This window comes from Acinetobacter sp. ANC 4648 (assembly GCF_002135345.1).
Taxonomy (GTDB): domain Bacteria; phylum Pseudomonadota; class Gammaproteobacteria; order Pseudomonadales; family Moraxellaceae; genus Acinetobacter.
The window spans coordinates 555,175-580,318 of the sequence record NZ_NEGI01000001.1; the positions used below are offsets into that span (position 1 = coordinate 555,175).

Below are 25,144 nucleotides of genomic sequence, written 5' to 3' on the forward strand. Positions count from 1 at the left end.
TCTCCAAAACAATAAAAATAGGATTAAAACTTCATACTGATACGTGCCCAATAATTACGACCCGCATTATTAAACTGCTCAGTACTGGCAAAACCAAAACCTGAACTACCTGCTTTATTCAGATGTTCGGTATAGGTTTTATCTAAAACGTTATCAATCCCCACCGCGACATCAACATCTTTCACAATATGATAAGAAGCATTCAACGCCAGTGTTGCAAATCCCTTACTTTCACTCATGTCATACCCCACGATATTACCTTGATTGAGGCTAATGCGATCTTGCTTGGCAACCACACGCCACAACATACCTAAAGTATATTTATCCTGTACATAACGAAGATTAAAGCGTCCTTCTAAAGGTGCAATTTGAGGTAAAGCTTTCTGATCTGTCGTATTTTCACCCCATGCGTATGCAGCACTGACATCCGCCTGAATTGCATCGCTCAATTGATAGCCGATACCCACCTCTGCTCCAGCAATGGTAGCATCGACATTTTTAGCGCCAGCACTAAAAGAAGAACCATGATCATGCCCCCCCATACCAGCCATTGAATGATTGTGATAACTCATTAAAATATAGTCATTAATCAAACCTGCATAGGCAGATACCCATGAGTTAAATGCACCATATTGATGTTGATACCCAAGATCTAGCTGCAATGTTTTTTCATTATTTAAATCATTAAATGTTGGTTTAGCCATCCCCGTATTGCCATGTGCAGTACTAAAAAGCTCCCAGTAATCTGGTACGCGCTCGACATAACCCAAACCAATATAGCTTTTGGCATTATATTCAGGATATTGGTTCTCTAGACGGATAAAAGCACTCGGTAATGTTTCTTTACGATCATCATTCAATTTAAGTGCATCAATTTTGACTTGATCAAGTCGTGCACCTGTCACCAGTTTTGAGTTTTCACTAAACTGATATCCAAGCTCACCAAATGCACCATAAGACTGAAACTTCATATTGGTGGTGAGAGGCATATTCATCATCATAGATTTCATGCTGCCAGCATGACGATTCTGCTGTGAATCAATCCCAGTGACTAAATCAATTTTATTCCATTCTGATGTCATCGCCAGACGTGAATTCAGAGTCCGACGTGTCACTTGCATTTCTGAAGGATTTGGCATCAGCATGGTATGTGCGCCATGTGTCATCTTCATCATTGGTGGGGTACGTAATCTAAAGTTATCCATCACATGATCGTTATAGCTATAGTTCACCTGCCCTTCGACTTTCTTAATTACCTCAGTCAAATTTTTCTTTTCAAAACGCAGCCCCAAACTTTCACGAGCAAACTGTGAACCATCCATGTCACGACCTGCATATAATGCTTCGCCGTCCGACTTACCACCTGTGAGTTCTAACCAAGTATCCTCATTCGGTGTCCACCCCAATGCAAGATCCGCATTCCAACGCTCCCACGCTGAAGGAACTGTATGGCCATCACCATCCTTATAGCTGTTAGATTCAGATCGATTGGCATTTAAACGGGCATATTTTTTCTCATCACCCACGGTGGCTTCAACATTATGATCCAAGCGCCCAAAAGAACCCATCAAAACACTGGCTTGACCTTGATATGACTTTTCAGTATTTAACTCTGGTTTTTTTCGCTCAAAAATAACCGTTGCTGCGGAACCAGTATTGGCATATTGAACCGTTTGTGGCCCTTTAATCACAGAAATTTGATCATAACTTTCAGGCTGAATATAGGATGTTGGTGCATCCATTCTTGCTGGACACGCACCTAGGTTTTCAGAACCATCGGTTAATATTTTAATTCGTGAACCAAACATACCGCGAAAAGTCACATCCGCATTGGTTCCACCATTTTTGATGGCATTAAAACCAGGAATACTTTGTAAATAATCTGCACCATCGCTTGCTGGAATTGGTTGAATGGGCTGTTTAGGATCTGCATGGATAATCAAGCCATTCGTATCATTGGCTAATTGTGCAGTCACAACAATGGGAGCAAGTTGAGTGGCCATTGGTTGAACATTTGCAAATGCTACGCTTGAATAACACGCAACAGAAATCGCAGCGGCAAGTGGCTGTAAAAAGAATTTAGGCTGAGCCATTTTCGTCTCTCTTAAATCATAAATAAAACAAGGCTGGAGTCAGTAAAGACCCAAAGAAAAAAGTTTTGATTTATGTAAAGAGAGGTGGCGCTCGCCCCTGAGGGATGAGATATAAGCGTTGCAGAACAAAATAAACATGTCGGAATGCTTTTTGAAATGCAATGAGTCGGACTTGAATACGATCTAAAACCACTTTGATTTCTAAATCAGGCGGTAACACCAAGTTGCCATAAACAGTACAGTATTGGCATTGATGATTCAGATCATGATGATCATGCCCAGATGGGGATTTCTCGATTACTATTTTTTGAGCAGAATGTTGCTCATGTGAGCTATGCGCATGATGAGAAGTGTGCTGAGATTTTTCGTAGAACTGACTTTGGATTAAAAGTTGAGAAATGGTTTCACAGACCGGAGCAATTTGATATTGCGTCGGAAGCAAAGGCTGTAAAAATACAGCGATCTGTAAAAATACTGCGGCAAAACCAAGCAGCAACCCACTTCGTAATAACAACACGTTCCTCTCAACATTTCTCTAAGCCAAGTATAACAAAGCCCAATCGGAATTGGGCTAAATTAAGTTATTGTTTTTAACTTGTTAAAAACTTAACGCTTAACTGCAACTTGCTCTTTTTGACGTTGACGTACTACTTTTTCAACTTTTTCACGTGCACGCTGGCGTTTTAATGGTGATAAATAATCCACAAAAAGTTTGCCATTTAAGTGATCCATTTCATGTTGAATACATACAGCAAGAAGTCCGTCCGCTTCTTGTTCAAAAGCTTTACCATCTAAGCCAATTGCATGAATTTTTACACGTGACGGACGATCAACTTTATCGTATATTTGGGGAACAGATAAACAACCTTCTTCATAAGACAAGGTTTCATCTGTAAGAAATGTAACTTTGGGGTTAATGAATACCATCGGTTGATTTTTATCTTCAGATAAGTCCATGACGATAAGCTGAATATGACGATCTACTTGTGTCGCTGCCAGACCAATCCCTGGTGCTTCATACATGGTTTCAAACATGTCTGCTGCAAGCTGACGAATTTCATCCGTCACTTCATCGACAGGTTTTGCAATGGTACGCAAACGGGGATCAGGAAAACTTAAAATAGGTAATAAGGCCATACTGTATCCTCACTGGCTATGCCATTGATCTTAAAACTAAATGAGCTTGTGCTTCATTAAAAAAATATGTGTAATATGCGCATTATAACGCAAATAGATACATAATTTTAGGAATTATGATAATGAAAAAGGTTTTCAACGGCATAGCAAACTTTAATGCCACGGGGTTTAAACAACAGTTTTTAGCACTCGCAATTTGTCTCAGTGCGAGCGTTGCTTATATTGATGTCGCACAAGCAGCGAGTCCGAATCAGAATCCTCCAGCGCTTAAAGCCAGTGCTCCGAATGTTTACGTGGTAAAACGTGGTGATACACTATGGGGTATTGCTGGAAAATTTCTAAGTAAACCATGGCTTTGGCCTAAAATTTGGGCAAGTAATCCACAGGTTAAAAATCCACATTGGATTTATCCAGGGGATAAACTATTACTTTGCACACTCAATGGCCGACCTTTAGTTGGAGTCGATCAAGGAGATGGTTGTGATGGCGTGATTCGTCGTCATCAAGGTGGCACTTCATTAAAACCGCAAATTCGAATTGAAGTACTAGAAAGTAGTATTCCAGTTATTCCATTGGCTGATATCAAGCCATGGTTAGAACATAGCATTATTGTAGCACCCGAATCTTTAACCAATATTCCTTATATTGTAGGTGCTGCAGATAATCGTGTGATTACAGGTGCAGGACAAACAGTATATGCACGTGGCAATGGTCTTGTAATTGGACAACGCTATGGCGTCTACCGTCAATCAGAACCCTATATGCTTCTTGGTGCAGATGGTAAAAAACATAATGCAGGCGTTGAACTGACCGAAGTTGCCTCTGGCCTTGCCGTTGGCAGTGAAAATGATGTCACAACTGTAGAACTGACCCAAAGTTATAATGCTGAAGTCCGCCGTAGTGATTATGTTTTGCCGCAATATAATGACCAATTACCAAGCTTGTTCTATCCAACAGCTGCAAATGAAGTCACTGCTGGCGGTAAAATTATTCGTGTGCAAGGCTCTATTGGTGCAGCGGCAGCAAATAGCGTCGTCACGGTTGACCGTGGTAGTTTACAAGGTGCAAAAGTCGGACAAGTCTTTAGTGTTTATCAGCAAGGTGAAACGGTTAAAGATCCTAAAACCAAAGAAATGATCAAGTTACCAAGCCAACGTGTAGGTACGCTCATGTTGTTTAAAACCTTTGACCAATTAAGCTATGGTTATATTCTAGATAGTTCATTACCGATTAAACTCGGTGCTGAAATTCAATCTCCAACAACCTCTAATGACTAAATAATTAGGTAGACTGGAATGTTGAATTCGATATCTGATGTGCACTTAAACAGCATTAAATTATGGTATTTAGTTCAACATTCACTTTCGACCTACCGCAAACTGGCACAATTTTTTGGCTCAATTGAAAATGCGATGACTGCTGCGAATTTACAGCGGTGGTCAGAGCTCAATATTCATCACAATCATATTCAACGGGCTCAGGACTTTTTAACCACGCCATCACAGTCAGCATTTGAGCAATGTCTTAAAAAAATCCAAATAAATACTGATTTTATACTGCTGGAATCTGAACCGCATTATCCACAACAACTCCTCCCCTATTCAGATCGTCCACCCATTTTATTTGGCAAAGGTGCCTTCCAAAATTTAAGCCAACCACAAATTGCCATTGTCGGCAGTCGTAAACCGAGTCCACATGGTAAACAAGTCGCTTATGATTTTGCTTATTATCTAAGTGAAAAAGGATTTTTTATTACCAGCGGTTTAGCTCAAGGCATAGATACTGCGGCACATTTAGGTGGACTGAAACATCATCGAACTATTGCTGTTATTGGCACTGGACTTGACCAAATTTATCCAGCTCAGAACCATAACTTACAAGATCAGATTCTACTTAACTCAGGTACGATCCTGAGTGAGTTTCTACCCGAAACCAAACCTTTACAACATCATTTTCCACGCCGAAATCGTATCGTCAGTGGACTCAGCTTAGGCGTACTGGTTGCTGAAGCCGCCCTCGACAGTGGTTCACTCATTACTGCTAAAGTTGCGGCAGAACAAGGTAAAATCATCTTTGCTATTCCAGGACACATTTATAGTGCGTTTCACCAAGGTTGCCATCAGTTGATTCGTGAGGGTGCAATTTTAGTTGATCATCCTGAACAAATTATTGAAGATCTGGCTTTACCTACCCAATGGCATTATCAACAACAGACTGAATCGGCTGAAACTAAAGCAGAAAAATTTGATATTCCTCCACATTTATTTCCAATCTATCAACAATTAGATTGGGTCGGGCAAAACCTAGATGTCCTCATCACAAAATTGCAAATGGATACCGCTGAACTGACTAGTAATTTAATGGAACTCGAACTATTTGGTCTCTGTATTCAACAATCTGGATTGTACTTACGTTGCCGTAATAGTTATTAAGGTTCACAATAGCTCTCTTTCTAAATCAATTAGAGGGCAAGAATTCATGCTTACAACCTCTGTTGCTAAAGCAGCTCAAATTTTACACACAGGTGAAGTCTTAGCCTACCCAACCGAAGCTGTTTGGGGTCTCGGCTGTGACCCGTATAATGAAAGCGCTTTTTTAGAGATTTTACGTTTAAAGCAACGACCAATTGAAAAAGGCGTTATCTTGCTGGCAGGACAAATTAGTCAAATTGAACACCTTCTACTTAACTTAGATCCCCATATTCGAAGTCAAGTGATTGAATCTTGGACACCACGCTCCCAACTGGATCGTGCCACAACGTGGTTACTTCCAGCAGATCACAATATTCCAGAATGGATTAAAGGACAGCATACTCAAGTTGCAGTACGTGTGACCAACCACCCCTTATGTATTGCATTATGCAATGCGTTTAATGGTTTCATTGTATCAACCAGTGCAAATCCAGCAGGTTTAGAACCTGCCCGATCGTTACAACAAGCCAGTCAATATTTTGGCTCAGAATTAAATTATTTAAATGGTGACTTAGGCCTCAGTCATGAACCCAGTAAAATTATTGATGCAGTAACGGGTAGCATTATTCGTGAGTAATTGATTTTTCTACTACTTATCCATTTTAAATGAAGCGAATATTTCCATCAAAACTAAATTTTAAACAAAAAAAACTCAGCCCTATAGAGTAGGACTGAGTATAAAAAGGATGTGATAAATCACATCCAGAGGGTTCATTAAATCTGATGCTAGCATTATAAGTTTAGATAAACTTAAGTATCTGCTCTCTGCAAGGCACGCATTATGCAATAAACCGAATTTTTATACAAATATTATATTTTTATGATATCTACGGCACACATTCTTATTTAGATAGTTTAATCAACCAAATAATAAAATTAAGTACCTATATTCATTTTATTATTTTTTAAATCAATAGAATATTATCGAAATATCAGATCAATTTAAATATAAAATTCATGTAAATAATAATATAAAAAATATTCAATTGAGTGCTTTTTAGTCAAACCTCTCACTCAAGATTATGCTGCACTGACCTTCTTCTCGACTTTTACCTTCTTTTGAGCAAGTATAATTCCGGTAAGAATAATCACACCACCAATAGAATGATAAATAGTCCATGCCTCTTTCAACCAAAAATAAGCAATAATCGCAGTAAAAACTGGCATTAAATTCATAAAGATACTGGTCCTATTTGGCCCAATATATTGCACTGCCATCATCCAAAGTAAAGGTGCTATCAGTGAAGGAAAGGCACCAGCATAAAATACACTTGCGGCATTTTGTGCATTAATTGCATCTAAACCAAACCAAAGTATAAAAGGTAAATGATAAATTAATGCAAATCCAATCTGAATATAAAGACTAATCAATAAAGGAATTTTTAACTGCCATTTTTTTAAAAATACACCATAAAAAGCATAGAAAAACACGGCAAAGATCATAACGATATCGCCCCAATGTCCACCAATGCTCAATAAACTAGAAAAGTTTCCTTGTGCCATAACATAAAGCAATCCAAAAAAAGATAGAAGACTACCGATTACAGCAAAACGACTAGGAATCTCTTTTAAAATTGCGATGGAAACAAAAATGGTAAACACAGGAATAAAAGCATTAATAATGCCCATATTCGTTGCGGTCGTATAATGCGATGCGGAATAAGATAACCCCTGATAAAGCACCATTCCAAAGGCACTCAAGGTTGCAAATTGAAAAAAATGCTGCTGAATTAAATGACGTTGCTTCCATACTTTAACCAGCATAAACGGGGTCAAGATAATAAAAGCGACTAACCAGCGATAAAAACTAATACTGACAGGTGAAATATAATCGGCAACATATCGGGTAACCGCAATATTCATAGACCAAATTAAAACAGCGATCACCGGTAAGCAAAATGCCCACCACTGATTTTGCACCTTTATATTCATTTAAATTTGAGCCTATATTTAGATAACTACTATTCTCAATCAAGTCTGAATTAATTAATATAAGGAATTTCAGACATTGATATTGATATTAAGACATCTCAAAATACCATCACTCAAATAAAATCCAAGATTTCATGGCATGGCGAACAACCTGATTCAATTGCTCTTTCATAACACCATCCCTTGCCTGCAAAGTTAGACCCTGAATGACCGTAGTATAAAAGTCAGTCATCTCAACTAAATCAACTTGAGTTGAGAGATCGCCATCCTGAACACCTTGAGTTAAACGCTCAAAGAGTTTCTGCTTCGTCTTTTGACGCTTAAGTAATAGCTCATTTTGTATGGCATGATTTTGCTCTGAACAATTCATTGTCGCAACCACCAACATACAACCTGTGGGTTTATGCGCTTGCACTAATCGTTGCACATTTTCGTATAAATATAATTCAAATGCGACTTTGGCCGTTTTTGCTTCTTGAAAAATTCGCTCGATCGGACAGGCCTCGTGCTCTAAATAATATTCTAAGCACCGATGAAATAATTGTGATTTATCACCAAAACTACTGTAAAGACTGGGGGCTGTAATATTTAAAGACTGGGTTAAATCACTAATTGAAGTCGATTCATAACCATACTCCCAAAATAACAACATGGCTTTTTGCAATGCTTCTTGTTCATTGAAGCATTTTGGTCGACCTCGTTTCCGCTTACTTTCCCTATCAACGGAAAGCAATTCTGCTGCACTTTCTAAATCTGTCATAAACTTCACACATTTTTTTATAACAATCGTTATTAAATTAATTGACATTACATTACGAATCAAATATTTTATTTTTATAACGATCGCTATTAAAATAGTTACTTCCCAATATCATGACAATTTAGACCAAGGAATTATCGCCATGGCTCAAAACACTGCATCTCAAATTTCTGAATACCCCAGTGAAGCTACACCTCCCACCACTCAAGGCAGCTGGTATGCATTATTAACCGTTGCTATCACCGCATTTGCATTAGTGACCAGCGAATTTCTCCCCATTGGTGTACTCAACAGTATTGCAACTGACTTAAATGTATCCATTGGAACGGCAGGTTTAGTCATTACTTTACCTGGAATTATGGCAGCACTTGCCGCACCATTATTACCAGTTTGGGTCAAACAATTAGACCGTAGATATTTATTAATTGGCTTAACTGCAGTTATGGTAATGGCTAATATTATGACCGCCGTTTCAACCACCTTTGAAATGCTACTTTTTAGTCGCTTCTTTTTAGGTATTGCGATTGGTGGTTTTTGGGCAACAGCTATTGCTTTAAGTGGAAAGCTTGCACCATCACATCTTCCAATTGCCAAAGCCACTGCTGTGGTGATGGCCGGGGTTACTTTAGCAACAGTACTCGGTGTACCCATTGGAACTTGGTTGAGTGAATTCTTGGGATGGCGCACAACATTCATGCTGACGGCTGTGATTGGTACAGTCGTTTTTGTTCTAGAGCTCATCTTTTTACCAAAACTCAAACCCAGTTCTGCAATTCATTTTCGGGATTTACCTGCTTTATTGCGTGAAACCAAAGCTCGGAAAGGTCTAATCATTATCTTACTGATTGGTTTAGCACATTTTTCTTCATTTAGTTATCTCGCACCATTCTTTAAAAATGTCGCAGGTTTTGATGGAGCAACCATTAGTTCGTTATTATTACTCTATGGAATTGCAGGTATTTTTGGTAATGCCTTTGCTGGGTATAGCAGTAACTTAAATGTCCGTTATACGTTTGCTTTTATTGGGCTCTGTTTTGCCGTTGTTTTCTTCAGTTTTCCTGTGCTCGCCATTTATAAAGTTGGGGCTTTTGCCTTAACTGCACTCTGGGGTTTCGCATTTGGTGCTTTCCCAACTACAGCCAATATTTGGATGTTTGTACATGCACCACAATCGGTAGAAAAAGGTATGCCGCTTTTTGTCGGCTTCTTCCAAATTATGATTGCAACAGGTTCATTATTTGGTGGATATATTATTGATCATTTTAATGCCAATACTTTATTGTATAGTGTACTAAGCTTTATCGTTTTAGCGATCGTTTCAATTTTTACTTGGTCACGTGGTCTGAATAACCCCGAAATAGAATATCAGGCTTAAATTTATGGTAGATATAACTGATTCAAAACTATGCAAACCCCATTGCCATTATTAAATACATTAATTGAAATTGAAGAATTTCATTATCACAAAAATGATATTGTCACTCCCCATAGCAGTTTATGGGGAGATTTTAATTTTAGTTTTAATGGCTTGCTCGAATTTTCAATAAATCATCAATTATTTTTATCACCGCCCAGTTATGGTTTCTGGATTCCTCCGCAAACTGAGCATTGCTCAGTCGCGGTAGATGAACATATTACCCATTATATTTGTATTCGCATTCATCCTGAACTCTGCAATAAATTTGCATCTACTTGTAAGACATTTAGTATTAGTCCATTTTTCAGACACACCGTAGCTGAACTCTTGGCACAAAAAAAATTAAATTATCCTTCTGTTGAATATCAACAACATCTGTTACAAGTTTTACTGGATCAAATGCAATTCGCACCTTGCTATGACCAGTATTTGCCACAAAGTAATCATCCCATTCTAGAGCCTATTCTTAAAAAACTTGCTGACCCATTACTCTTTACCCAAAGTCTGCAACAAATTTTTGAAAGTTTTAATTTTAGCGAGCGACATATTTTACGATTAAGCCAACAAGAGCTACAGATCTCAATTTCTGAGTGGCGTAATCGGGCTAAACTTATTTATGTATTCTCTCAACTTAAACAGGGCCAGAGTATTAAACGTATTGCTTATGAGTTGGGTTATCAACACAGCTCTAGCTTTATTGAGTTTTTTAAACGCTATACTGGGCAAACCCCTTCACAAATGCGCGAAGCTTAAGCGGATTGATTGTATCTCTTATCACTATACTTTCATTTTTCATCAACTTACCTACAAAACAACTATAGAACAATGCACAATAAATATGCGATTTTAGGCGAATGCTCAATTTTAGGCATAAATAGCTTTTTGAATTTGAATAAATAAACTCAGATTCATCAATAATGATTTGAAAGAATAAGGATGAACGAATGAAAAAATTATTACTTGCATCACTCTGTATTGCTTCAGTCGCTTTAACTGCTTGTGATAAAAAACCAAATGAATCAACTTCAGGTTCAACCACTACATCAGAAAAAACCATTGCTAGCTTAAGTACAAATAATGCTACAGACATTAAGAGTGATTTAGCGCAAATTCAAACACTTTCAACCTCAAAAGCGAAAGAGCTCATCGATTTTCAAACAGAAATGATGCAAGCAGTGCAAAAAAAAGATAAAAATGCACTCACTGCTGTCTTTGATAAAATGAAAGTATATATAGAGGCATTCAATAAAGACTTGGATAACCTGACACTCAAAAGTACCGAAGCCGAAGCACTTCGTGAAAAAATGAAAGAATCAAATAAACTTAGCCTTGAGTTAACAGAAGCCAGTACTGCTAATCCACCTGATATGAACAAACTCACAGAACTCCAAAAGAAAGCATCTGAAATTCAAAAAAGCCTATTAGCCGATATGCAAAAATTGCAAACAACCGCCAATACTGCAAAATAATTTTCCAAACATCAAACACCAAACAGCAGATGACCGAACCTGCTGTTTGATTGCATCCACTGCCACCTTTCAAAAGAAATACTTGTTGTTATTCTGAATTCCAGCTAAAACATTACCGTGATTCACACAGAATATTTTGTAAGGATAACCCTATGACCTCGGTTTACAACATTCCCGTCAAAACCATTACCAACGATGACGTTACACTAAATACATATCAAGGCAAGGTTTTACTTATTGTCAATGTCGCCTCAAAATGTGGTTTAACTCCTCAATACGAAGGCTTAGAAAAACTGTATCAAGCAAAAAAACAAGATGGCTTAGAAATTTTAGCTTTTCCCGCTAATAACTTTTTAGCACAAGAACCTGGCAGCAATGATGAAATCCAGCAGTTCTGTTCTTTAACCTATGATGTACATTTTCCACTTTTTGCCAAAATTTCAGTTGCTGGTGAAGATAAACATCCACTTTATCAGACCTTAATTAATGCGATTCCAGAACGTATTGGTGAAGGCCCATGGTGGAAAGATTTAGTCGATTATGGCTTAACACCCAATCCTAAACCTGAAGTATTATGGAATTTTGAAAAGTTTTTAATTAATAAAAATGGTGAAGTTGTCGCACGCTTTGCCCCAGACATAACCGCCGATGATCCACGAATTGTCGATGCAATTAATGCAGAACTTGCAAAATAAATAATAGCTTTAAAAAGAGTGTTTAGAACACTCTTTTTAAACTTTAGACCACCAGCTTTAGTATTGTTCTGTTATTACTTTGCAACAATTCGATCTTTCTTCACATTTCACATCTATATTAGATGTCATAAACTCTATTTTAAACCTTAAAGATGATGAAAAAGCTTTTCCAAAATGCCGTACTGCCCTTTGTAATTTTTACTTCAGGTATTTTACTGATCGGTTGTGATCAATCTCCACAATCTAGCGGTGATCAAAGTGAGCAAGCTGAAGTTGAAGCCGTTAATCCATCTGATTCAACTATCGAAAAGCAGACTAGCTCAACTCCAACCGAGTTAAAAAGCGGCAATATGTTTTACATTGCGCGTGATGTTGCCAGCGTTCAACTTAAAACAGGTGACTATGTTGCAAAGCTACAACAGCTTCAATCCGATTTACAACAAGCCATCGACACGAAAAACCAACAGCACTTACAACAGACTGCTCAAGATTTAAGACAACAATTACGTGGATTTAATACAGCTTTAATTTCTTTAGAGCTTAAAAGTCAGGAAATTGATGCAATTCGCCAACAAGTTATTCAAGCGAATCAGCAAATGTTGAAATCCTCATTTTTAAATGGCGACCTAGATTTAAGCCAAGTTGACTTTAAAAAAATTGAAAAACAAATGAATAATATTCAAATGGATATGCTGAAACTGGCCAGTATGCTGATTCCCTAAGGTAGCTCATCAGCAAATTCTGAGCAAAGCTAATACAGACAATTTCTGATTATGCCCAATTCATTTTAATGCTCAGTTATAAAGCAGATGTGGGTTATAACCACATCTGCCTATAACACTTACAGTCATCTATTTCTCAGATTTAAGCATTAAGCATATAGTCACAAAATCTTGACTCTGTTTTACTGTATAAAGAACTAACTAAAATTGAGTATATAAGCGGCTATGCAACTAATTATTTTTACAGGTGCTCAAGCATCGGGGAAATCAACTTTTTATCAACACTATTTTTATCACTCTCATCTGCGAATCAATTTAGATATGTTGAAAACTCGCCATCGTGAAAATACCATATTTGAAGCAGGCTTAGTCTCTAAAACCAAAATGGTGATTGGTAATACAAACCCTACTGCTGAAAATCGTGCGCGTTATATTCAGCGGGCTAAAGATGCTGGCTTTGAAGTGATTTCTTATTATTTTGAAACTGACTTAAAAGGTACGTTACTGAGAAATAATCAACGCACGGGCAAGGCCAACATTCCTGAAATAGGTGTTCGAGCAACCTATAAGAAGTTAGAACAACCAAGGTTAACTGAAGGCTTTGATCAGACTTTTCAGGTTAGTATTATAGGCAATGATAAATTTTCCATTCATCCCATATCTATATAAATGATTATGCATTTTGATTGATTCGCCAAGTACGGTATGTCATTTGCATCTCTGCTTTGATCTGTGCTGATGCAACTCGACTTTCCATCATTGAGAAATCACCTTTATACGCCGCATCAATAATCCGTTGAGCTAAATCATTGACACTTTCACGACCCATGTTTTGATAGTCTAAGATCTCTTGTGCTGATAAAACCAAGTCCCAACAAGAAACCACCGAGCTCATATCTACAGCAATACCTAAATAATATTGGTCGTTGTTTTGATACAATTCCCAAAAATGGAATTCTTGTTCGATAAGCTGCATTGTCACTCTATTGCTATGAAAAATTAATTGAATCAGACTAAGCGAAAAAGTAGTCATTTGAATATATAACTTTAGCCGTAGTTTAAATAATCAAAAACTAGCATATTCAACAATTTATTAATGAGTGATTACTTATTATTCCTTTCAATCCATTTTAAAAAAATAATAAAAAAAGCCACCTTTCGGTGGCTTTTTCAATCTCGAACTGCGTCTTATTGAGCGCGGTTTTTGATTTTTCGGATCGTGTCCAACTGAGCAGCAGTTTCTGCAAGAGCAGCCAAAGCAGCAGCAGAGTCCAAATCGCTCTTTTGATTTGCAAGCAACGTTTCAGCGTTTTTACGCGCTTCCAAAATTGCAGCTTCATCTAAGTTTTCAGCACGGACTGCAGTATCTGCAAGAACCGTGATGACATGCGGTTGAACTTCTAGAACACCACCAGATACATAGATTAACTCTTCTGTACCGTTTTCCAACAGAACACGAATTGCGCCCGGTTGAAGCAAAGTTACAAGCGGAGCATGACCAGGCATAATACCTAACTCACCGCCTGCACCTTTTGCAATTAGCATCGTTACAGTGCCCGAGTACAAAGACTCTTTTACACTTACAACATCACATTGCATAGTCGCCATGAGAATCTCCTAAATTAGAGTCGCTAATTAAAGTTTCTCGGCTTTAGCAATAACTTCGTCAATACCACCAACCATATAGAACGCTTGTTCTGGAATATGATCGTATTCACCAGCTAGAAGACCTTTAAAGCCACGAATCGTTTCTTTAAGAGATACTAATTTACCAGGCGCGCCAGTAAATACTTCAGCTACGTGGAATGGTTGAGAGAAGAAACGTTGGATTTTACGCGCACGGTAAACAACCAATTTATCTTCTTCAGCCAATTCATCCATACCCAAAATTGCGATGATGTCTTTAAGCTCTTTATAACGTTGCAAGATGTTCTGTACAGAACGTGCAATTTCATAATGCTCAACACCAACAACCAATGGATCTAGCTGACGTGAAGTTGAATCTAGTGGATCGATCGCTGGATAAATACCAGAAGATGCGATGTCACGGCTTAATACAACAGTTGCATCTAAGTGAGCAAATGTTGTAGCAGGCGATGGATCTGTTAAGTCATCGGCAGGTACATAAACCGCTTGGATCGAAGTGATCGAACCAGACTTAGTTGATGTAATACGCTCTTGAAGAAGACCCATTTCCTCTGCAAGTGTAGGCTGATAACCTACTGCAGATGGCATACGACCTAGAAGTGCAGACACTTCGGTACCAGCCAATGTGTAACGGTAAATGTTGTCAACGAACAACAATACGTCACGGCCTTTACCGTTTTCGTCTTTCTCATCACGGAAATATTCAGCCATAGTCAAACCAGTCAACGCTACGCGTAAACGGTTACCTGGTGGCTCATTCATCTGACCGTAGACCATTGCTACTTTGTCTAGAACGTTAGAATCTTTCATTTCGTGATAGAAGTCATTACCTTCACGAGTACGCTCACCAACACCAGCAAACACAGATAAACCTGAGTGAGCTTTCGCAATGTTGTTGATCAATTCCATCATGTTTACAGTTTTACCAACACCGGCACCACCGAACAGACCAACTTTACCACCTTTAGCAAACGGGCAAAGTAAATCGATTACTTTAATACCAGTTTCTAAAAGATCAGTAGAAGCAGCTTGTTCTGCATATGAAGGTGGTTGACGATGAATCGGCAAACGCGCTTCAGTTGCAACTGGACCAGCTTCATCGATAGGGCGTCCAAGAACGTCCATGATACGACCCAAACATGCTGTACCAACTGGTACAGAAATTGGTGCACCAGTATTCGTTACAGTAAGACCACGTTTAAGGCCTTCAGTAGATCCCATTGCGATGGTACGAACTACACCATCACCAAGCTGTTGCTGAACTTCTAAAGTAGTTTCAGTACCGCCAACTTGGAGAGCGTCATAGATCTTAGGAACGTTATTGCGTTCAAACTCGACGTCGATAACCGCGCCGATGATCTGAATGATACGACCGCTACTCATTGCTGTCTCCTCAATTCAAAATAATGTTAAACGGCAGCGGCACCACCAACGATCTCAGAAATTTCCTGAGTAATCGCGGCTTGACGCAGCTTGTTATAAATAAGTTGTAGGCTCTTAATGATATCACCCGCATTATCTGTCGCTGCTTTCATAGCGACCATACGTGCAGATTGCTCACATGCGATATTTTCAATCACACCTTGATACACCACAGACTCAATATAGCGAACCAACAAACCATTTAAAAGCTGTTCAGCTTCTGGTTCATAAAGGTAATCCCAACCGTAAGAACGGTTCAGACTCTCGCCTTCTTCAGCCGCAGCTAAAGGCACGAGTTGCTCAATTTTTTGATTTTGAGTCATGGCATTCACAAAGCCGTTTGATACGAGATAAATACGATCTAACTCGCCTTTATCAAACGCATCCAACATTATTTGCACTGAACCAGATAACTGTTCCAAACTTGGTGCATCGCCGACATTCGTCGTTGCGCCAAGTACATTACCGCCGTAGTTTTTAAAAAACGAAACCGCTTTTTGACCAATTAAAGCAAATTGAACTTCAATTGACTGCTCTTGTTGTTGCTGTACGTGCTTAACAACTTTCTTGAACAAGTTAATGTTCAAGCCACCTGCCAAACCACGATCTGAAGAAACAATGATATAGCCAACGCGTTTTACAGGGCGTTCAACCATATAACGGTGTTTGTATTCAGGATTCGCTTGTACCAAATGAGCAATTACACGGTGCATATTTTCGGCATACGGACGGCCTTGAGCCATGCGCTCTTGCGCACGACGCATTTTAGAAGCAGCCACCATTTGCATCGCGCGAGTAATCTTTTGCGTGCTCTTGATACTGGCTACTTTGGCGCGAATTTCTTTTAAATTTGCCATACGCTTAACCTAGTATTCGAAGGCTCTTTCAAGCCTCCGAAGGTTGATCCGTGAACCAAACTTAACCAAGTTGAACTTAGTAAGTTTGAGTCGCTTTAAAGCTCTCAATACCGGCTTTGAATGATGCTTCGATTTCTTTATCCCAAGCACCAGACTCGTCAATTTTTTGCATCAACGCAGCATGTTCTGAACGGAAGTAAGAAACAAGCGCAGCATCAAAGTCTACAATTTTCTTCACTTCAACGTCAGTCATATAACCTTCGTTAGATGCATAAATTGAAACAGCTTGGTCAGCGATTGAATATGGAGCATATTGTTTTTGCTTCATTAATTCGGTAACGCGTTGACCGTGTTCAAGTTGCTTACGTGTTGCTTCATCAAGGTCAGAGGCAAACTGAGCGAACGCTGCTAATTCACGATATTGCGCCAAAGCGGTACGGATACCACCAGACAATTTTTTGATGATCTTAGTTTGCGCAGAACCACCAACACGAGATACAGAGATACCCGCGTTCACAGCAGGACGAATACCTGCGTTGAATAATGATGTTTCAAGGAAGATCTGACCATCTGTAATCGAAATTACGTTCGTTGGTACAAATGCAGATACGTCACCCGCTTGAGTTTCAATAATCGGTAATGCAGTTAATGAACCTGTTTGGCCTTTAACTTCACCGTTAGTGAATTTCTCAACGTAGTCAGCAGATACGCGCGAAGCACGTTCAAGAAGACGCGAGTGAAGATAGAATACGTCACCTGGATACGCTTCACGACCTGGTGGACGACGTAATAACAATGAAATTTGACGGTAAGCAACTGCTTGCTTAGACAAATCATCATAAATAATTAACGCATCTTCACCACGATCACGGAAGTATTCACCCATTGTACAGCCAGAATACGGAGCCAAATACAACATTGCTGCTGGATCTGATGCACCTGCTGCGACAACAGTGGTATACGCCATAGCACCAGTTTCTTCTAGCTTGCGTACAACGTTAGCGATAGTCGATTGTTTTTGACCAATAGCTACGTATACACATTTAATGCCAGAATTTTTCTGAGCGATGATCGCATCGATCGCCATTGCTGTTTTACCAGTCTGACGGTCACCAATGATCAACTCACGCTGACCACGGCCTACAGGGATCATTGTATCAACTGATTTATAACCAGTTTGTACAGGTTCATCCACTGATTGACGCCAAATTACACCTGGTGCTACTTTTTCAACAGCATCAGTTAATTTTGCATCAATTGGGCCTTTACCATCAATTGGGTTACCTAAAGCATCTACCACACGGCCTAAAAGTTCTGGACCAACCGGAACTTCTAATACACGACCTGTGCAACGCGCTTTTTGGCCTTCTTGAAGGCTTAAGTAGTTACCTAAAACAACGACGCCCACTGAATCCTGTTCTAGGTTCAGTGCCATACCAAATAAGCCGCCGTCGAATTCGATCATTTCACCGTACATTGCATCAGCAAGGCCGTGAATACGCACAATACCGTCGGAAACCATAACAATGGTCCCTTCGTTCTTAGCGGTCGCGCTGGTGTCCAGATCGCCGATACGCTGTTTAATGAGCGCACTGATCTCGGATGGATTCAGTTGTTGCATTGCGCTATACCTCAATCTTTAATTAGTTCAGTCTTCTTTACGCAGTTATGCAAGAAGACGAGTCCGCATTTTTTCAAGCTTGTTAAGCGCAGAGTCATCTATCACTTGGTCGCCTGCACGAATAACTACACCAGCGATTAACGCTGGATTCACTTCTACAGATACTTTTACAGCACTGTTCAAACGTTTTTCCAACGCATGAGCCAATTTCTGTTCTTGAACTGAATCAAGTGGAAATGCAGATTCAATAACAACATCTACAGTGTTGTTATTTTGTGATTTGAGCTGTTCGTATTCTGTTTCAATTTCAGGTAGCAAAGCCAAACGGCCATTTTCTGCAAGCAATGTCAAAAAGTTTGACACTGAAACAGAAGATTGCTCACCTAATACTTTCACAAAAAGACTTACCTGCTCAGCAGGAGTAAGCTCAGGGCGATTTAAATAAGCGAAAAATGCTTCGTCTTGCACCGCAGCACTGAGCATTTGTAATACATTTGACCAATCGTCAGTTGCATTCTGCTCAGATGCATAAGCAAATGCTGCTTTAGCGTACGGGCGTGCCAACGTCAAGAGTTCAGCCATGTTTCGCCTCGCTTATAGTTTAGCAGCCAGCTGATTAAGCATGGCATTGTGAGCTTCTGCATCAACTTGTTGGTTCAGAATTTTCTCTGCACCAGCAACTGCCAAGGCAGCAACTTGTTGACGTAATTCTTCACGCGCTGTATTGATATCTTGATCAACAGCTTCTTTAGCCTGTTGACGAATACGCTCACCTTCAGCAGATGCTTGGGTACGCGCTTCTTCGACCAATTGAGCCGCACGACGGTTCGCTTGTTCGATCAATTGAGCCGCTTGTGCTTTTGCTGCATCAATTTCTTGCTTAACTTGTGCTTGCGCATCAGCAAGATCAGCTTTCGCTTTTTCAGCAGCATTTAAGCCGTCAGCAATGCGACGCTGACGCTCACTAATCGCATTGATTAGTGGTGGCCATACAAATTTCATACAAAATGCGACAAAGATCGCAAATGAAATCGCTTGACCAATCAATGTGAGGTTAATATTCATTGCTATTCCTCAATAGTTTAATTTAGGAATTAAGCTGATTAACCTACAAATGGATTAGCAAAGATGAAGAACAAGCCAATACCAACACCGATCATAGGCACAGCATCAAGAAGACCTGCGATTAAGAACATACGAGTTTGAAGTTGTGGAGCCAATTCTGGTTGACGTGCAACAGCTTCAAGGAAGCGGCCACCTAAAAGACCAAAACCAATTGCAGTACCTAAAGCACCAAAAGCGATTAGGATTGCAGCAGCAATAGCAACTAAACCTGGAATAATAGTTGGTTCCATGAAAAATTCCTCAGATGTTAGGTTTTCACCTAATTAAGTTTAAAAAACTGTACCCAACCATCAGCTGATAGTTAGGCAATACCATTAATGTTTTTCGCTTGCCATGCTCAAGTATACGATAGTCAGCATCATGAAAATGAACGCTTGTAACGTAATAACAAGAATGTGGAAGATAGCCCAAGGCACAGACAACGCCCATTGGATCCAGAACGGTAGTAACGCGATCAAGATGAAGATTAACTCACCTGCATACATGTTACCGAACAGTCGGAGTGCCAATGAAATTGGACGTGCAAGGAAAGTTACCAATTCCAAAATAAGGTTTACTGGAATAAGTAACGCTTTTGCAACTGGATTGCTTGGGTTAAATGGATTCAGCGCCAATTCGCCAACAAAACCACCAATCCCTTTTTCACGAATACTATAGAACAAAATTAAAACAAATACAGATAAAGACATACCTAAAGTAACGTTTGGATCTGTAGATGGAACAATTTTGAAGTATACGTGATGAGGATCCATACCAAATACGTTAGAACCAATAATTCCTGCAAGATGTGGAATGAAATCTACTGGTAGTAAATCCATCGCATTCATCAGAAAAATCCACACAAAAATTGTGAGGGCTAAAGGTGCAATCAAACGTGATTTGCCGTGGAATGTGTCGCGGACACTTGAGTCAACAAACTCGATGATCATTTCGATTGCAGACTGGAACTTGGTAGGAACACCAGAGTTTGCAGCTTTCGCTACACACCAGAATAACAAACAGAAAATTACACCCAGCGTAATTGACCAACCCATTGAATCCAAGTGAATTGCAGTGAACCCCATCGAATGAGCTTCTTCACCAGTCTCAGCCAATTTCCAAGAACCATCTGGCATTTTGCCATAGGTCATATTGGTCAAGTGATGCTTGATATACTCGGTCGAAGTAAGGGCATGTTCTTCAGCAGCCATAAATCACACCTGGTCAATGTCAAATACTAAAAGGGTCAACGAATATCGCGTGCTGCATGATATCTCGTTTTCCTCAAAAAAATTTTCAATTCTGCTGCGCTTAAACTTGTTTTTGTTGACGTGACACCCAAAAAGGAGCGACCCACGTCATCGTTTGCACAAGTATAAAACCACAAAACAATGCTGCCGGAGATAACGGTTGAACATTGCTTAAAATTAAAATGAAACCAACGATCATAATCGCAAATTTGCCCATCAAGCCTCTATACATGTTCGAAAGAACGTGTCTGGAAGCTCTCGCGCCTGCTGCTCGGAACGACTGCCAAGAAAAATAACAACTGGCAAGCCAACACACAAATGCACCTAATGCTGCACTTAGAGCCGCAGTCGAGTCTTTCAAGACCCACGCTATCAAAGCTGAAACAGGTATCATTATGGCTTGTAATAGGACCAAAGCTTTCGCTAATCGTCGGTCAATCAAGCGACTAGTTCGGCTCATTTTTATCCACTCACAGCATAAATGCTTGACAAGTTTAGCTGATGATCGTTTTTAATCGCAGGCATTATAGAGTTACCCCCCTAAACATGCAATCTTTTCCCGACCTTAGTCAATTTTTTTTCAATAGTTGTGTTGCTTTTGATATGTACAATTGTTGCTTATTTTTTGCATTATTTTCGTGCACTAAGTACACAAGCTCGAATTTCCTTGGCTAAAGTTTGCCATGCCACGACAAAATCTTGTTGTTGTGCCAAGCTTTCATCCACAGATTGAAAGGATAAATTCCCCAATTTTCGATATTGACTTGGATTAGCACTCACTTCGGCCAACAAACACATTTTACTATATGGGCGTGTATCATTGAGATATTTAATTTGTGCCACTGTCGGCGCAATATGAGGATCATCGGTTAAAGCCCCTGCAAATTTTAAATTCAACGGGCGTTCTAAGTATTGATACGCATCATGAAAAGCCCAATACGGCCGAGCCGCACCAATGCCACTATATTGCTGAGATGCTAATTTTAACTCTTTGGCAAAATGATTAGCATTATTCCAATATGCTGCTTTATTTTCAGGATGTTGTTGCGAGCGTAAAGCGGCAATAAAAAAACCAATACGTACTGCATTATTTGGGTCTAACCAAACATGCGTATCAATCGTGTCTTTTAATGCAATACCCCGTGTATTTCTCAAAGGTAAAGGCTGAAGAATCCCTGATTTTAAAATTGAAATGGCTTTGTTATTACCCGCTAACACTTTTTCTAACGGTGCTTCATGTTCTTTACCCAACCAAATCAGCAAAGAAGCATCTTGAATCATTTTACGATGTGTTGGTGTAAGTTGCACATCATGACCCGTTTGATGTTCCAATAGCAGTTGTGGCTCTTCTATTCCTTGTGTGATCTTTTTAGCAATCAAATAAATGGGATGAGTTGATACAACCAATGGTGCTTGCGCCCAACTGGTACTCACACAAATAACGCTCAAGAAAAACACAATAAAGCGGGACATGAGAACGGCTTACCAAGATCAATTTAATGTTATAGTATAACACAAGTTAAAAAATACCTATGCTATTCGTAAGATGATGAGCCTTCATGTTAATATTTGTGATCGTCTCTAACATTTAAAAGAACTCTTGAGGTCTGCTATGAGCTTATGTTCACACGAGCATCATGATACTTTACATGGCGTACATGATCATCCCAACGTCGAAGCTCGTCTTATAGAAGCAGAGAATTTGTGTGCAACCTCAGGTGCACGACTAACACCATTGCGTAAAGAGGTGCTGGAACTGATTTTAACTGCATCAGGCCCGATGGGTGCTTATGATCTTTTAGCAAAATTAAAAAGTGCATCTGAACGCCCTGCTGCACCACCGACAGTGTATCGAACTTTAGATTTCTTATTAGAAAAAGGTTTTATTCATCGCTTAACTTCAATCAATGCCTATATCCCCTGCTGTCATCCACGTGAAGGACACCAAGCGGCATTTTTGATTTGCACACAATGTCATACCGTAAAAGAAGCCTCTGCATATGGCCTAATTCAGCAGCTTGACCAACTCGCAGCGTCTGATCAATTTAATGCACATCATAGTATTATTGAAATATCAGGGATATGTCAGCCATGCTCGAGCAAAGTTTAAACCCAATTTTAGTTGCACTTGAAAAAATCAATGTGCGAATTGATGAGCGCGACATTCTCAAAAATGTTGATTTTTCACTGCACGGAAAAGAAATTGTGACACTGATTGGTCCCAATGGTGCAGGAAAATCCACCCTAATCAAAGTACTGTTAGGTATTGTTAAGCCCAATTCTGGCAAAATTCTCAGTGAGAAAAAGCTTAAACTGGCATATGTCCCCCAAAAGTTTAATCCCTCACACAGCCTGCCATTACGAGTAAAAGATTTACTCAATTTAGAGCAATGTGATAAAGCCATTAAAGCTGAAATTATTCAAGATACTGGCATTGCCAAATTAAATGAATCCAAAGTGCAGCAACTTTCAGGCGGAGAACGGCAACGGGTTTTATTGGCTCGAGCCCTACTACGCCAACCTGATGTGTTAGTACTCGATGAACCGATGCAAGGCCTGGATATTCAATCTGAAGCTGAACTTTATGATTATGTGCGAAGTATTCCCGATCGTTATGGCTGCTCCATTTTAATTGTTTCACATGACTTACAATGGGTAATGCAAGGCACGCAACGTGTAGTGTGCTTAAATAAGCATATTTGTTGTAGCGGTTTACCCGAAAATATTCAGCAACATCCTGAGTATCAGGCCTTATTTGGTACTCAACGCGTACTCTATCAACATCATCATAGCCATTGTGCGCATGGCGATACTGCCACAGCTTGTCAGCATGATCCTCGTCCACATATTCACCCAGAACCGGAAACTTAAGCCATGATGGAATGGTTACAATTACTATTGCCTGCATGGATTATGGGAACACTTTTAGTGTTTCTGACCGCCCCACTGGGGTGTTTAATGTTATGGCGCCGCATGTCTTTTTTTGCTGACACGATGGCTCATGGGACTTTATTAGGTGTAGCACTTGCAGCCGTATTAGCCCTCCCCCTCTGGATTGGAGTTACATTTACTGCGATTTTATTGGTTGCAGTATTGTGGGTTTTACATGATCCTCGCCTACCCAATGATGCTTTATTGGCACTCTGTTCGGCGACTTTATTATGCTCAGGTTTATTACTGATTCAGCATTTACCAGCATTACGGCCAGAACTTTTAAGCTACTTATTTGGTGATCTTCTTACTATCGAATGGTCTGACTTGCCAATTTTTGCAAGCGTTATTGTGATCGCTTTAGCGATTTTATATAAAAACTGGCATGCTCAAATTCAAATTGCAATTGATCCCGATATTGCAATTAGTGAGGGTGTGAATGCAAAGTGGCAGCGCTTAGTATTTATGTTGCTTTTGGCTGTGTTTACTGTTTTGGCGTTACGCGCAGTTGGCTCTTTGTTGATGGGTGCTTTATTGGTGATTCCAGCGCTTACAGCACGTTTACTTTCACACTCACCCAAGCAAATGGTTATTTTTGCTTTTATTGCTGCACAGAGTGGTATCACTATTGGCTTATGGTCTAGCGCAGCTTTAAATATTTCAACAGGCTTAAGTATTGTCTTATGTATGTCAATTTTATTTGCTGTGATCTTTACCCTACAGAAAGTGAAAAAGTTGGCTTAATTTTTTCACTCTCAAATTTCAACAGAATAATAGCTCAAGATAATTCATAAGATTTTATTGTTTATTGATGCACCAAACTCAACAACCCTGCTGCACAACTAAACAGGAAGGCAAAAGTTCGATTCATATATTTTTGTTGTTTCGGAGATTTTAAAAGTCTTAATACTTTAGCCGCCAAACCTGTATAACCTGCCATGACAATCAAATCAATAGTAATCATTGTGATTGCCATAATCACATATTGAATCCATTGTAGTTTAGACAAATCTAAAAACTGTGGCAAAACTACCAATAAAAATACAATGGCTTTTGGATTACTGATATTGACGATAAAGCCATATAAGATCAGCTTGGGAATAGATTTTATCGCTTACTCAGTTGGGATATCTATCGAATATGTTTTCGTCGTCCATTGTATGTAAGCTAAATACAGTAAATATAAAACACCAAACCATTTCACTACAAAAACGCCAACGGTGTCGTTGCAAATAATACCCCAACACCTGCTGCGACAATCGCAATTTGAACAAACAATGCCAGTTATAAACTTATTGCGTTCCAGTAACCACTGGCGAAAATTATAATTTAGACCGCTCGACATAGACGCGACGCACCCGCACCCGCACCCGCACCAGGTGAAATATAATCACCCAGCACGCCAACATATAAGCAAACCAGACTTGATACGACATAACAAAAGGATAGAAAACTTTTAACAAGCCATTATAGTGGTTTTAAAACCATACATTTCGATTAATTTAATCGTTAAAAAATATAAGACTTTACTATTCAACTGTTGCTTGATCATGCACAATAAGGGGATTGATAAATAAAAATAAAGGTAACTATTTATCTGCTACCTTATTTTTTAA

The 25,144-nt window shown here is 39.3% G+C and carries 28 protein-coding genes and 1 pseudogene; 12 read left to right on the forward strand and 17 right to left on the reverse strand.

All coding sequences use genetic code 11. The annotated features are described in order from the left end of the window. Positions 1–23 precede the first annotated feature (23 nt). The 3 genes from B9T27_RS02585 to def form a co-directional block, all read right to left on the reverse strand. Complete coding sequence (locus B9T27_RS02585) at positions 24–2,093, reverse strand: TonB-dependent copper receptor (protein ID WP_086205281.1); 2,070 nt, start codon at positions 2,091–2,093, stop codon at positions 24–26. Between the two features lie 70 nt (positions 2,094–2,163). Continuing rightward, on the reverse strand, positions 2,164–2,607 hold the full coding sequence (locus tag B9T27_RS02590) for a DUF2946 family protein (RefSeq protein WP_086205416.1): 444 nt from the start codon (positions 2,605–2,607) through the stop codon (positions 2,164–2,166). A gap of 92 nt (positions 2,608–2,699) precedes the next feature. Continuing rightward, positions 2,700–3,230 (reverse strand): peptide deformylase, encoded by a 531-nt coding sequence (def, locus tag B9T27_RS02595; RefSeq protein WP_086205282.1) that lies wholly within the window; start codon positions 3,228–3,230, stop codon positions 2,700–2,702. 122 nt (positions 3,231–3,352) lie between these two features. On the opposite strand from def, the gene B9T27_RS02600 reads away from it, so the two are divergent. Genes B9T27_RS02600 through B9T27_RS02610 form a run of 3 tightly spaced genes read left to right on the forward strand, consistent with a single transcriptional unit; the run spans position 3,353 to position 6,278 of the window. After that, entirely contained in the window at positions 3,353–4,507 is a 1,155-nt protein-coding gene (locus B9T27_RS02600) for a LysM peptidoglycan-binding domain-containing protein (RefSeq protein WP_086205283.1), read from the forward strand. An 18-nt stretch (positions 4,508–4,525) separates the two neighbouring features. Then, complete coding sequence (gene dprA, locus B9T27_RS02605; RefSeq protein WP_086205284.1) at positions 4,526–5,662, forward strand: DNA-processing protein DprA; 1,137 nt, start codon at positions 4,526–4,528, stop codon at positions 5,660–5,662. Positions 5,663–5,708: 46 nt separating this feature from the next. Further along, positions 5,709–6,278 carry an L-threonylcarbamoyladenylate synthase gene (locus tag B9T27_RS02610; protein ID WP_086205285.1) on the forward strand — a complete coding sequence of 190 codons (570 nt, stop codon included), beginning with the start codon at positions 5,709–5,711 and terminating at the stop codon, positions 6,276–6,278. A gap of 443 nt (positions 6,279–6,721) precedes the next feature. Here the strand turns inward: B9T27_RS02610 and B9T27_RS02615 are convergent, their stop codons facing one another. Both B9T27_RS02615 and B9T27_RS02620 read right to left on the reverse strand, forming a co-directional pair. After that, on the reverse strand, positions 6,722–7,633 hold the full coding sequence (locus B9T27_RS02615; protein WP_086205286.1) for a DMT family transporter: 912 nt from the start codon (positions 7,631–7,633) through the stop codon (positions 6,722–6,724). A gap of 109 nt (positions 7,634–7,742) precedes the next feature. Continuing rightward, the gene (locus B9T27_RS02620) at positions 7,743–8,393 is read right to left on the reverse strand and encodes a TetR/AcrR family transcriptional regulator (protein ID WP_086205287.1); all 651 of its coding nucleotides are present in this window, start codon (positions 8,391–8,393) and stop codon (positions 7,743–7,745) included. A gap of 142 nt (positions 8,394–8,535) precedes the next feature. On the opposite strand from B9T27_RS02620, the gene B9T27_RS02625 reads away from it, so the two are divergent. The 6 genes from B9T27_RS02625 to B9T27_RS02650 all read left to right on the forward strand — a co-directional run bounded on the left by B9T27_RS02625 (position 8,536) and on the right by B9T27_RS02650 (position 13,365). Further along, positions 8,536–9,768: an MFS transporter gene (locus tag B9T27_RS02625; protein ID WP_086205288.1), complete on the forward strand. Its 1,233-nt coding sequence runs from the start codon at positions 8,536–8,538 to the stop codon at positions 9,766–9,768. Between the two features lie 30 nt (positions 9,769–9,798). After that, a complete protein-coding gene (locus B9T27_RS02630; RefSeq protein ID WP_086205289.1) occupies positions 9,799–10,563 on the forward strand; it encodes an AraC family transcriptional regulator in 765 nt (254 codons plus the stop codon). A gap of 191 nt (positions 10,564–10,754) precedes the next feature. After that, positions 10,755–11,279, forward strand: coding sequence for a hypothetical protein (locus B9T27_RS02635; protein WP_086205290.1), 525 nt, complete (start codon positions 10,755–10,757; stop codon positions 11,277–11,279). Between the two features lie 152 nt (positions 11,280–11,431). Next, positions 11,432–11,974: a glutathione peroxidase gene (locus B9T27_RS02640; RefSeq protein WP_086205291.1), complete on the forward strand. Its 543-nt coding sequence runs from the start codon at positions 11,432–11,434 to the stop codon at positions 11,972–11,974. A 155-nt stretch (positions 11,975–12,129) separates the two neighbouring features. Then, positions 12,130–12,696: a hypothetical protein gene (locus tag B9T27_RS02645; RefSeq protein ID WP_086205417.1), complete on the forward strand. Its 567-nt coding sequence runs from the start codon at positions 12,130–12,132 to the stop codon at positions 12,694–12,696. A gap of 225 nt (positions 12,697–12,921) precedes the next feature. Next, a complete protein-coding gene (locus B9T27_RS02650) occupies positions 12,922–13,365 on the forward strand; it encodes an AAA family ATPase (RefSeq protein WP_086205292.1) in 444 nt (147 codons plus the stop codon). 4 nt (positions 13,366–13,369) lie between these two features. On the opposite strand, the gene B9T27_RS02655 is transcribed toward B9T27_RS02650, so the two are convergent. The 11 genes from B9T27_RS02655 to B9T27_RS02705 all read right to left on the reverse strand — a co-directional run bounded on the left by B9T27_RS02655 (position 13,370) and on the right by B9T27_RS02705 (position 22,070). Beyond that, positions 13,370–13,672 carry a hypothetical protein gene (locus B9T27_RS02655; protein ID WP_086205293.1) on the reverse strand — a complete coding sequence of 101 codons (303 nt, stop codon included), beginning with the start codon at positions 13,670–13,672 and terminating at the stop codon, positions 13,370–13,372. Positions 13,673–13,884: 212 nt separating this feature from the next. Continuing rightward, entirely contained in the window at positions 13,885–14,304 is a 420-nt protein-coding gene (locus B9T27_RS02660) for a F0F1 ATP synthase subunit epsilon (protein ID WP_086205294.1), read from the reverse strand. 27 nt (positions 14,305–14,331) lie between these two features. Then, entirely contained in the window at positions 14,332–15,726 is a 1,395-nt protein-coding gene (gene atpD, locus B9T27_RS02665; RefSeq protein ID WP_086205295.1) for a F0F1 ATP synthase subunit beta, read from the reverse strand. Positions 15,727–15,752: 26 nt separating this feature from the next. Continuing rightward, positions 15,753–16,622: a F0F1 ATP synthase subunit gamma gene (gene atpG / locus B9T27_RS02670; RefSeq protein ID WP_086205296.1), complete on the reverse strand. Its 870-nt coding sequence runs from the start codon at positions 16,620–16,622 to the stop codon at positions 15,753–15,755. 76 nt (positions 16,623–16,698) lie between these two features. Then, a complete protein-coding gene (atpA, locus tag B9T27_RS02675; RefSeq protein WP_086205297.1) occupies positions 16,699–18,243 on the reverse strand; it encodes a F0F1 ATP synthase subunit alpha in 1,545 nt (514 codons plus the stop codon). Between the two features lie 45 nt (positions 18,244–18,288). Further along, positions 18,289–18,825 carry a F0F1 ATP synthase subunit delta gene (locus B9T27_RS02680; RefSeq protein WP_086205298.1) on the reverse strand — a complete coding sequence of 179 codons (537 nt, stop codon included), beginning with the start codon at positions 18,823–18,825 and terminating at the stop codon, positions 18,289–18,291. Between the two features lie 12 nt (positions 18,826–18,837). Beyond that, positions 18,838–19,308: a F0F1 ATP synthase subunit B gene (locus B9T27_RS02685; protein ID WP_086204398.1), complete on the reverse strand. Its 471-nt coding sequence runs from the start codon at positions 19,306–19,308 to the stop codon at positions 18,838–18,840. Between the two features lie 38 nt (positions 19,309–19,346). Beyond that, positions 19,347–19,598, reverse strand: coding sequence for a F0F1 ATP synthase subunit C (gene atpE / locus B9T27_RS02690; RefSeq protein ID WP_039620623.1), 252 nt, complete (start codon positions 19,596–19,598; stop codon positions 19,347–19,349). Between the two features lie 84 nt (positions 19,599–19,682). After that, positions 19,683–20,558, reverse strand: a complete 876-nt coding sequence (gene atpB / locus B9T27_RS02695) for a F0F1 ATP synthase subunit A (protein ID WP_086204397.1) — start codon at positions 20,556–20,558, stop codon at positions 19,683–19,685. Positions 20,559–20,658: 100 nt separating this feature from the next. After that, positions 20,659–21,057: an ATP synthase subunit I gene (locus tag B9T27_RS02700; protein ID WP_086205299.1), complete on the reverse strand. Its 399-nt coding sequence runs from the start codon at positions 21,055–21,057 to the stop codon at positions 20,659–20,661. 170 nt (positions 21,058–21,227) lie between these two features. Beyond that, positions 21,228–22,070, reverse strand: a complete 843-nt coding sequence (locus B9T27_RS02705) for a metal ABC transporter solute-binding protein, Zn/Mn family (protein WP_086205300.1) — start codon at positions 22,068–22,070, stop codon at positions 21,228–21,230. A gap of 139 nt (positions 22,071–22,209) precedes the next feature. On the opposite strand from B9T27_RS02705, the gene B9T27_RS02710 reads away from it, so the two are divergent. Genes B9T27_RS02710 through znuB form a run of 3 tightly spaced genes read left to right on the forward strand, consistent with a single transcriptional unit; the run spans position 22,210 to position 24,272 of the window. Beyond that, positions 22,210–22,707: a transcriptional repressor gene (locus B9T27_RS02710; RefSeq protein ID WP_086205301.1), complete on the forward strand. Its 498-nt coding sequence runs from the start codon at positions 22,210–22,212 to the stop codon at positions 22,705–22,707. Further along, positions 22,680–23,468, forward strand: a complete 789-nt coding sequence (znuC, locus tag B9T27_RS02715) for a zinc ABC transporter ATP-binding protein ZnuC (RefSeq protein WP_086205302.1) — start codon at positions 22,680–22,682, stop codon at positions 23,466–23,468. The genes B9T27_RS02710 and znuC overlap by 28 nt, the downstream gene beginning before the upstream one ends. Before the next feature lie 3 nt (positions 23,469–23,471). Beyond that, the gene (znuB, locus tag B9T27_RS02720) at positions 23,472–24,272 is read left to right on the forward strand and encodes a zinc ABC transporter permease subunit ZnuB (protein ID WP_086205303.1); all 801 of its coding nucleotides are present in this window, start codon (positions 23,472–23,474) and stop codon (positions 24,270–24,272) included. A 61-nt stretch (positions 24,273–24,333) separates the two neighbouring features. Here the strand turns inward: znuB and B9T27_RS02725 are convergent. Then, a pseudogene (locus B9T27_RS02725) lies at positions 24,334–24,964 on the reverse strand (LysE family transporter). Between the last annotated feature and the right edge of the window lie 180 nt (positions 24,965–25,144).

What these genes read in the sequence shown, in the direction of transcription:
- znuB (WP_086205303.1), top strand. Translation starts at nt 23,472, where the DNA reads ATGATGGAATGGTTACAATTACTATTGCCTGCATGGATTATGGGAACA.
- znuC (WP_086205302.1), top strand. Translation starts at nt 22,680, where the DNA reads ATGTCAGCCATGCTCGAGCAAAGTTTAAACCCAATTTTAGTTGCACTT.
- B9T27_RS02685 (WP_086204398.1), bottom strand. Translation starts at nt 19,308, where the DNA reads ATGAATATTAACCTCACATTGATTGGTCAAGCGATTTCATTTGCGATC.
- B9T27_RS02635 (WP_086205290.1), top strand. Translation starts at nt 10,755, where the DNA reads ATGAAAAAATTATTACTTGCATCACTCTGTATTGCTTCAGTCGCTTTA.
- B9T27_RS02710 (WP_086205301.1), top strand. Translation starts at nt 22,210, where the DNA reads ATGAGCTTATGTTCACACGAGCATCATGATACTTTACATGGCGTACAT.
- B9T27_RS02620 (WP_086205287.1), bottom strand. Translation starts at nt 8,393, where the DNA reads ATGACAGATTTAGAAAGTGCAGCAGAATTGCTTTCCGTTGATAGGGAA.
- atpA (WP_086205297.1), bottom strand. Translation starts at nt 18,243, where the DNA reads ATGCAACAACTGAATCCATCCGAGATCAGTGCGCTCATTAAACAGCGT.
- B9T27_RS02625 (WP_086205288.1), top strand. Translation starts at nt 8,536, where the DNA reads ATGGCTCAAAACACTGCATCTCAAATTTCTGAATACCCCAGTGAAGCT.
- dprA (WP_086205284.1), top strand. Translation starts at nt 4,526, where the DNA reads ATGTTGAATTCGATATCTGATGTGCACTTAAACAGCATTAAATTATGG.
- B9T27_RS02705 (WP_086205300.1), bottom strand. Translation starts at nt 22,070, where the DNA reads ATGTCCCGCTTTATTGTGTTTTTCTTGAGCGTTATTTGTGTGAGTACC.
- B9T27_RS02660 (WP_086205294.1), bottom strand. Translation starts at nt 14,304, where the DNA reads ATGGCGACTATGCAATGTGATGTTGTAAGTGTAAAAGAGTCTTTGTAC.
- B9T27_RS02640 (WP_086205291.1), top strand. Translation starts at nt 11,432, where the DNA reads ATGACCTCGGTTTACAACATTCCCGTCAAAACCATTACCAACGATGAC.
- B9T27_RS02585 (WP_086205281.1), bottom strand. Translation starts at nt 2,093, where the DNA reads ATGGCTCAGCCTAAATTCTTTTTACAGCCACTTGCCGCTGCGATTTCT.
- B9T27_RS02650 (WP_086205292.1), top strand. Translation starts at nt 12,922, where the DNA reads ATGCAACTAATTATTTTTACAGGTGCTCAAGCATCGGGGAAATCAACT.
- atpE (WP_039620623.1), bottom strand. Translation starts at nt 19,598, where the DNA reads ATGGAACCAACTATTATTCCAGGTTTAGTTGCTATTGCTGCTGCAATC.
- B9T27_RS02610 (WP_086205285.1), top strand. Translation starts at nt 5,709, where the DNA reads ATGCTTACAACCTCTGTTGCTAAAGCAGCTCAAATTTTACACACAGGT.
- atpD (WP_086205295.1), bottom strand. Translation starts at nt 15,726, where the DNA reads ATGAGTAGCGGTCGTATCATTCAGATCATCGGCGCGGTTATCGACGTC.
- B9T27_RS02630 (WP_086205289.1), top strand. Translation starts at nt 9,799, where the DNA reads ATGCAAACCCCATTGCCATTATTAAATACATTAATTGAAATTGAAGAA.
- B9T27_RS02700 (WP_086205299.1), bottom strand. Translation starts at nt 21,057, where the DNA reads ATGAGCCGAACTAGTCGCTTGATTGACCGACGATTAGCGAAAGCTTTG.
- B9T27_RS02645 (WP_086205417.1), top strand. Translation starts at nt 12,130, where the DNA reads ATGAAAAAGCTTTTCCAAAATGCCGTACTGCCCTTTGTAATTTTTACT.
- atpG (WP_086205296.1), bottom strand. Translation starts at nt 16,622, where the DNA reads ATGGCAAATTTAAAAGAAATTCGCGCCAAAGTAGCCAGTATCAAGAGC.
- B9T27_RS02680 (WP_086205298.1), bottom strand. Translation starts at nt 18,825, where the DNA reads ATGGCTGAACTCTTGACGTTGGCACGCCCGTACGCTAAAGCAGCATTT.
- def (WP_086205282.1), bottom strand. Translation starts at nt 3,230, where the DNA reads ATGGCCTTATTACCTATTTTAAGTTTTCCTGATCCCCGTTTGCGTACC.
- B9T27_RS02615 (WP_086205286.1), bottom strand. Translation starts at nt 7,633, where the DNA reads ATGAATATAAAGGTGCAAAATCAGTGGTGGGCATTTTGCTTACCGGTG.
- B9T27_RS02600 (WP_086205283.1), top strand. Translation starts at nt 3,353, where the DNA reads ATGAAAAAGGTTTTCAACGGCATAGCAAACTTTAATGCCACGGGGTTT.
- atpB (WP_086204397.1), bottom strand. Translation starts at nt 20,558, where the DNA reads ATGGCTGCTGAAGAACATGCCCTTACTTCGACCGAGTATATCAAGCAT.
- B9T27_RS02655 (WP_086205293.1), bottom strand. Translation starts at nt 13,672, where the DNA reads ATGCAGCTTATCGAACAAGAATTCCATTTTTGGGAATTGTATCAAAAC.